Raw genomic sequence first — 7,429 nt, forward strand, 5'->3', positions numbered from 1 at the left:
TCTTTACGGCGGTCCGACCGGGTTCAGGAGGCCGTAGCCTTTCTTCCTTCGCCCCGTTCACGGGGAGAAGGTGCCCGAAGGGCGGATGAGAGGCAGTGCCAGCATTTGAAGGTTCGCGCTGCCCCTCACCTGCCTGCCGGCATCCTCTCCCCGTAAACGGGGCGAGGAAAGCTCACCTCGATCACCTTTTGTTCCGATTTTCCTTGGCGTTCGCGCGCCGTCGCGCTACCTCTGGCGGGTGACAGAGCAGCCGCGCCTTGCCGAACAGAATGCCGCCGTGGCCCTGCCCGAACCATTCCTCAGATGGTTCGGCGAGAAAGGCTGGTCGCCGCGCGCCCATCAGATTGGACTTCTGGCGAAAGCCCAGGCCGGGCAATCAGTCCTGCTGATTGCGCCGACCGGTGCCGGCAAGACGCTGGCCGGGTTCCTGCCTTCGCTCACTGAACTGGCCAACCGGCCCAAGAGAAAGCCGGGCCAGGCGCGTCGCGGTATCCACACGCTCTACATCTCGCCGCTGAAGGCGCTGGCCGTCGATATCGAGCGCAATCTCGGCAAGCCGGTGGAGGAAATCGGCCTGCCCGTCACCATCGAGACGCGCACCGGCGACACCCCCGCCCACAAGCGTCAGCGCCAGAAGCTGGTGCCGCCCGACATCCTGCTGACCACGCCCGAGCAACTGGCGCTGCTGATTGCGGCAGGCGATGCAAGACGCTTCTTCGAGGATCTGCGCTACGTCGTGCTCGACGAGTTGCACTCGCTGGTGACGTCGAAACGCGGGCATCTGCTGGCGCTCGGCCTGGCGCGGCTGCGCAGCTTTGTCCCCGGCTTGCAGACGATCGGCCTGTCAGCGACGGTGGCCGAACCGGACGAGTTGCGGCGCTGGCTGGTCAGCCAGAATCCGCCCAAGGGTTCGACCGGCCATAGCATGGCCGAACTGATCGTCGTCACCGGGGGTGCGAAACCGGAGATTTCTATCCTCGATTCCGAAGAGCGCGTGCCTTGGGCGGGACATTCGGCGCGCTACGCCACGCCGGAAATCTATCGCGAGATCAAGCGCCACAAGACGACCCTGCTGTTCGTCAACACGCGCAGCCAGGCGGAGTTGCTGTTCCAGGAATTGTGGCGGGTCAACGAGGACACTTTGCCGATCGCGCTGCATCACGGTTCGCTCGACGTCGCCCAGCGCCGGCGCGTCGAAAAGGCGATGGGGGAAAACGCACTGCGCGCCATCGTCGCCACCTCGACGCTCGACCTCGGCATCGACTGGGGCGATGTCGATCTGGTTGTGCATGTCGGTGCGCCGAAGGGGGCGAGCCGGCTGGCGCAGCGCATCGGCCGCGCCAACCACCGCATGGACGAGCCGTCCAAGGCGATCCTCATTCCCGCCAATCGCTTCGAGGTGCTGGAATGCCGGGCCGCCCTCGACGCCAACTATCTCGGCGCGCAGGACACGCCTCCCTTGATCGATGGCGGGCTCGATGTGCTGGCCCAGCATGTGCTCGGCTGCGCCTGCGGCGCGCCATTCCGTGCCGATGACCTGTTCGAGGAAGTGCGAACGGCTGCGCCCTATGTCAGCCTCGACCGGACGACATTCGACCGCGTCATCGATTTCGTCGCCACCGGCGGCTACGCGCTCAAGAATTACGAGCGCTACGCCCGCATACGCCTGAACAAGGATGGGTTCTGGCGGGTGTCCAATCCGCGCGTCGCCCAACAATACAGGTTGAATGTCGGCACCATCATCGAGGTGCCGGCGCTGAATGTGCGCTATATCAAGGCCGGCGGCAAAGGCGCGGCTTCGCGCGGCGGCCGGGTTCTCGGCAAGATCGAGGAGGCCTTCCTCGAAACGTTGACGCATGGCGACACCTTCATGTTCGCCGGCAAGGTGCTGCGCTTCGAAGGCATCCGCGAGAATGAATGCTTCGTGTCGAACGCGCCCGGCAGCGATGCCAAGGTGCCTTACTATGGCGGCGGCAAGTTCCCGCTTTCGACCTATCTCGCCGAACAGGTCCGCATCATGCTGGACGACCCGCAGCGATGGAAGAAGCTGCCCGAGCAGGTCGCCGACTGGCTGCGATTCCAGGCCGACAAATCGGTGCTGCCCAAACGCGATGACCTGCTGATCGAGACCTTTCCACGAGGCAACCGCCATTACCTGGTGGCTTATCCGTTCGAGGGCAGGCTGGCGCACCAGACGCTCGGCATGCTGCTCACCCGCCGTCTCGACAGGGCGGGAGCCAGGCCGCTCGGCTTTGTCGCCACCGACTATGCGCTGGCGATATGGTCATTGGGCGACATGGGCGCGATGTTCAAAGCAAGGAAGCCTTCGCTTGGCGCCCTTTTCGACCAGGATATGCTGGGCGATGACCTCGAAGCCTGGCTGGCCGACAGCTGGCTTCTCAAACGCACCTTCCGCAATTGCGCGCTGATTTCGGGGTTGATCGAGAAACGCCATCCGGGCCAGGAAAAGAGTGGTCGCCAGGTCACGGTCTCGACCGACCTGATCTATGACGTGCTGCGCAGCCATGAACCGGACCACATCCTGCTTCAGGCGACACGTGCCGATGCGGCCACCGGCCTGCTCGATGTCAGTAGACTTGCCGACATGCTCTCGCGCATCCAGGGTCGAATCGTGCATAAGGCACTCGAACAGATATCGCCGCTCGCCGTGCCGATCATGCTCGAGATCGGCAAGATGCCGGTCCATGGCGAAGCCGATGAAACGCTTTTGATGGATGCGGCGACTTTGGTCGAGGAGGCCATGGGGCCGGAAATGGCTGAGGAATGAATTTTTCGCTGGCGCGCACATCGCTGATTGCCGAGGCCGACCTTGTCGGCATATCAGGCGAGCGCGCCGTCTGCGACCCACGCGGCGTGCTTTATTTTCCGGATCTGCGGCTTCTGGCCGTGTCCGATCTGCATCTGGAAAAGGGTTCGTCGCTGGCACGCCGCGGCACGCTGATCCCGCCCTACGACACCGGCGCGACCTTGTTGCGGCTTCAGGCCGTGATATCAGATTACCAGCCGTCGATCGTCATCAGCCTGGGCGACAGCTTTCACGATGGCGGCGGCGCCCAGCGTATGCATGCAAGCTTCCGCGAGCGGCTGGAAGCGCTGATGGCAGGCCGAGACTGGTTCTGGGTCGCCGGCAACCATGACCCGGAAGCGCCAGCCGATCTGCCCGGCGAAACGGTGCGTGAACTTGCTATAGGCTCGCTGCTGTTCCGGCATGAGCCGTCGAAGCAGCGTGTCGAAGGCGAAATAGCGGGCCATCTGCATCCCTGCGCCCGCATAGTCCAGCAGGGACGCTCGGTGAGGCGGCGCTGCTTTGCCGGCGACGGCGGCCGCATGATCATGCCGGCCTTCGGCGCCTATACCGGTTCGCTCAACGTCCTCGACCACGCCTATGCCGGGCTGTTCCGGCTGGACACGCTGATGGCTTATATGCTGGGCGCCCAACGCATCTTTGCCATTTCCGGCTCGATGCTGCGGCCGGGCTAAACAGCCTTACCTGCCATAGTAGAGCGTAACCGTGTGCTTCGCCTCGGCGAAGAACAGCCAGCGCTCGACCAGCATGCCAGCGAACTGGATTGCAGCAGCAAGTATCGACAGCAACGCTGCCAGCGGCCCTGGCAGGGCGAACACAATGGCGAGCAGCCCCAAGGGCAACGCGAAGGCCAGAACCTGCGTGATCTGGCGCAGCCGCGCGCCATGCTTGCGTGCGATGCGGAACCCCATCTCCTTGAGCAGGTAATTCTCCTCGGTATGCGGCCATTCCAGCGACCGCACTGTACCGCCGGCCAACCCGGTTGCGGTGTTGGCGGTGGTCGCGATCTCCAATCGGTCGTTGTAGCGCCAGGTCGCCACTTTCCAGCCCCAGCCGAACAAGGTCAGCAGCAGGCAAGCCGCCAGCTGTACCTTCGAACCAAGCGCAAAGCCCTGCAGCAGCGCGTTCAGCAGCACGCTGCCGGTCATCGCCGAAAAGATGAGGTAGCCGGGCAGGGTGAAGCGGCTGTGCCACTGGGCGATCGGCTTCAGCGACGCATAGATCATGCCGGTGGTGCAGACGGTGACGACCGCGCCGATGGCAGCCAGAAATCCGGCGATGCCGACCCAGCCATCGATGCGGCCGAGAAACACCCAGCCGATGCCGAACAGCCCCGCCGGAATGAAGGTGATGACCGAGGCGACGCCTTCGCGCGACAGCCATGAACTGCGCCATTGCGAGAACGCCCGCCAGGCGCGTTCGGGACGGCCGAGGTGACCCGTTGAAGACAACAACCCGGCCACGATGAGACCGAGTGCCAGGCCCATGCCGACAAGGCCCAGCCAGAAATCAGGCGGGATGATCTGGAAGCCTCCGAACATGCCCAGCAGCGCCAGCAGGCCGTAGCCGGCGCCGGTGGCGGTGGTGAAGAAGACGACGGAGAAGGCTGGATGCATGGGTCAGTTCGAAAGCATGCGGTCGACCCAGCCGAGGAAACCGCCTTCGGCCCGCACCGGTTCCAATGCCGGCGCGGCCACCGATGCGGCGCGCGCGGTGTGGGCGCGCGGCGGCAAATATTTGTTGGTCGGGCGATAGCCGAGCTCGGGCATCAGGTCGACACCGCCGCGCTCCGCCACCAGTTGCGACACAGCCGACAGGGGATCGCCGAGGTCGCCGAAATGGCGGGCGCTGGTCGGGCAAGCGGCGACGCAGGCCGGTACGCGGTCCTCTTCGGCCAGATTGTCATTGTAGATGCGGTCGACGCACAGCGTGCACTTCTTCATCACCCCGACATCGGTGTCGAATTCGCGTGCGCCATAGGGACAGGCCCAGCTGCACAATTTGCAGCCGATGCACTTGTCCTCGTCGATCAGCACGATGCCGTCCGAGGCCCGCTTGTAGGACGCGCCGGTCGGGCAGACGGTAACGCAGGCCGGTGTCTCGCAATGCAGGCAGGAGCGCGGGAAGTTGACGGTGCGCCCGCCCATCTCGGTCGTGTGCTCGTAAGCGTGCACGCGGTTGAACCAAACGCCGTCGACATGGCCGCCATAGGGGTCGATGTCGGTCAGCGGCGCCATGTGGCCGCCGGTGTTCCATTCCTTGCAGGCGGTGACACAGGCCTGGCAGCCGACGCACGTATCGAGGTCGATGACGAGGCCGAGTTTCTTGTCGCTTTGGCTTGGCAGACAGGTCATTCAGTCGTCTCTCTTGCCCGGCGGAATTCGGCGCCGAAAGTCAGCCTGTCGGGCGAGGGTTCGAAATGCGGTGGCTGCTGGAAACGTTCGAATTGCGGCTCGGTGAAGCCGGCTTCTTCGGCCGCGCATTTGACGATGCGCACGCGTAAATCGAACCATGCCGCCTGGCCGGTCACAGGATCGGAGTTCGAATAGCGTTTGCCCTGAGCGTCAGCCGAGGTCTGGTCGCCGATGATATGGTTGAGCAGGAAGCCGCGGTTGCTCTCGGCCGCGTCGTCCTTCAGCCCCCAGCTGCCGCGCCTTTTGCCGATGGCGTTCCAGGTCCAGACCGTGCTTTCGTTGACCCCGTCGATCAGCTTGATCTGCCCCTTCACCCTGCCGTTGATGCTTTCGATCCACACCCAGTCGTCGTCGACAAGGCCGAGGCCAGCTGCCGTACGGTGATGCACGAACAGCCGGTTCTGGCTGGTGATCTGCCGCAGCCACGCATTCTGCGATCCCCAGGAATGGTACATGTGCATCGGCCGCTGCGTCAGCGCATGCAGGGGAAATTTTTCGAGGTCGACGACCGCTTCCTCGAAGGGCATGTACCAGAACGGAAGCGGGTCCATGTAGGTCTCGATGCGTTGGCGATCGGCCTCTGGCGGCAAGACGTGACCGTGCCCACGTGCGGCCAGGCGAAAACGCTGCAGCGGCTCGGAATAGAGCTGGAAGACGATCGGTTCCGCCTTGGGGATGAAGCCCATCTGCTCCGCGAAATCGAGATAGGAGCGGTTGGCCATCTTGTAATAGCGCTGGTCGTCGGCGAAATCGTGGTGCCAGAAGCCGCCATTGTCGATGTAGCGCTGCATCTGGTCCGGGTTGGCCTCGCCCCTGCCAGTCGACGTCCCGTCCTTGCCGCGCCAGCCGGCGAGCGGGCCGATGCCTGATGTGCGCTCATGGTTGACGATGTAGTCGGCGTAGTCGGCATATCTGGCCGAGCCATCGTCGTTGACGAAACCGGGCAGGCCGAGCCGCGCGCCGAGTTCGATCAGCACCGATTGGAACGGCCGGACGTCGCGGTCAGGTTCGACGACGGGATGGCGGATGGCGTCGCCCGGTCCGTCGGCATGGCTGATCGGCCGGTCGAGCAGGCTGATGCAGTCATGCCGCTCAAGATAGGTGGTGTCGGGCAGCACGAGGTCGGCGAACGGCACGGTCTCGGAATAATAGGCATCGGAATAGATGATGAAGGGGATCTTGTAGTTGCCCGCTTCGTCGCTGTCGGTCAGCATGGCGATGGTCTCGACGGTGTTCATCGAGGAATTCCACGCCATGTTCGACATGTACATCATCAGTGTATCGATCGGGTACGGGTCGCCGTCCCAGGCATTGCGGATGACGGTGTGCATCAGGCCGTGTGCCGCCAGCGGTGCGTCCCAGGAATAGGCCTTGTCGAGGCGAAGCGGCGTGCCGGCCTCATCGACCAGCAAATCGTCCGGCCCACAGACGAAACCGAGTGGCATGCCGTCAAGCGGCGTCATCGGCTTGACGGTCTTGCCGGCCGGCTTCGGTCCTGGCGGCGCGGAGCGGGGGTAGGGCGGCTTGAAACGGAAGCCGCCAGGGACATCCACAGTGCCCAGCAACACCTGGAGGAGATGGATGGCGCGGCAGGTGTGGAAGCCGTTCGAATGGGCCGAGATGCCGCGCATGGCGTGCATCGAGACAGGCCGCCCCTTGATCGTCTCGTGCCGGCGCCCGGCCCAATCGGTCCACGCGATCGGCAACTCGATCGTCTGTTCGAAGGCGACATGCGCAAGTTCGGCGGCGATCCTGCGGATCGTATCGGCGGCAATGCCGCAGCGCTCGGCGACCGCGTCCGGCGCATAGCTTGCATCGAGGTAGCGGTCGGCGATGAGCTGGAACACCGGGACGCAGCGGCGCCCGCCGATCGTGAAGCTGCCCGTCAGTGCCGGCTTCGCACTGGCATCGGTGGCGCCGACAGGCGTCTTCGCAACCCTGTCCCACGCCAGCGGATTTCCGTCGGCGTCGCGCACGAACAGCCCGTCATCGGCGGCACCCGGCTCCTGCACGACGAGAACATGGGCATTGGTGTAGCGCAGCAGATAATCGAGATCGACGCGGCCCGCCTTGAGCAATTCGTGGATGAGCGCGAACACGAACAGCCCATCGGTGCCGGGCCGAATGCCGATCCAGTCGTCTGCAATGGCATTGTAGCCGGTGCGGCACGGGTTGATCGAGACGACCT

Annotated in this window: 5 protein-coding genes; 2 read left to right on the top strand and 3 right to left on the bottom strand. The window is 64.3% G+C overall.

The features are described 5' to 3' along the window. The first annotated feature begins 238 nt into the window (after positions 1 to 238). Both EN906_RS16490 and pdeM read left to right on the top strand, forming a co-directional pair. On the top strand, positions 239 to 2,788 hold the full coding sequence (locus tag EN906_RS16490; RefSeq protein ID WP_127270393.1) for a ligase-associated DNA damage response DEXH box helicase: 2,550 nt from the start codon (positions 239 to 241) through the stop codon (positions 2,786 to 2,788). Further along, positions 2,785 to 3,501, top strand: coding sequence for a ligase-associated DNA damage response endonuclease PdeM (gene pdeM / locus EN906_RS16495; protein ID WP_127267785.1), 717 nt, complete (start codon positions 2,785 to 2,787; stop codon positions 3,499 to 3,501). The genes EN906_RS16490 and pdeM overlap by 4 nt, the downstream gene beginning before the upstream one ends. A 6-nt stretch (positions 3,502 to 3,507) precedes the next feature. Here the strand turns inward: pdeM and EN906_RS16500 are convergent, their stop codons facing one another. The 3 genes from EN906_RS16500 to EN906_RS16510 form a co-directional block, all read right to left on the bottom strand. Continuing rightward, positions 3,508 to 4,443, bottom strand: coding sequence for a dimethyl sulfoxide reductase anchor subunit family protein (locus EN906_RS16500; protein ID WP_127267784.1), 936 nt, complete (start codon positions 4,441 to 4,443; stop codon positions 3,508 to 3,510). A 3-nt stretch (positions 4,444 to 4,446) separates the two neighbouring features. Then, positions 4,447 to 5,181, bottom strand: coding sequence for a 4Fe-4S dicluster domain-containing protein (locus EN906_RS16505; RefSeq protein WP_127267783.1), 735 nt, complete (start codon positions 5,179 to 5,181; stop codon positions 4,447 to 4,449). Next, a partial coding sequence (locus tag EN906_RS16510; RefSeq protein ID WP_127375259.1) for a molybdopterin oxidoreductase family protein occupies positions 5,178 to 7,429 on the bottom strand: 2,252 nt, incomplete at its 5' end. The genes EN906_RS16510 and EN906_RS16505, both read right to left, overlap by 4 nt.

Origin of the sequence: Mesorhizobium sp. M7A.F.Ca.CA.004.06.1.1 (assembly GCF_003999135.1) — a bacterium.
Lineage (GTDB): Bacteria > Pseudomonadota > Alphaproteobacteria > Rhizobiales > Rhizobiaceae > Mesorhizobium.

What these genes read in the sequence shown, in the direction of transcription:
- pdeM (WP_127267785.1), top strand. Translation starts at nt 2,785, where the DNA reads ATGAATTTTTCGCTGGCGCGCACATCGCTGATTGCCGAGGCCGACCTT.
- EN906_RS16500 (WP_127267784.1), bottom strand. Translation starts at nt 4,443, where the DNA reads ATGCATCCAGCCTTCTCCGTCGTCTTCTTCACCACCGCCACCGGCGCC.
- EN906_RS16505 (WP_127267783.1), bottom strand. Translation starts at nt 5,181, where the DNA reads ATGACCTGTCTGCCAAGCCAAAGCGACAAGAAACTCGGCCTCGTCATC.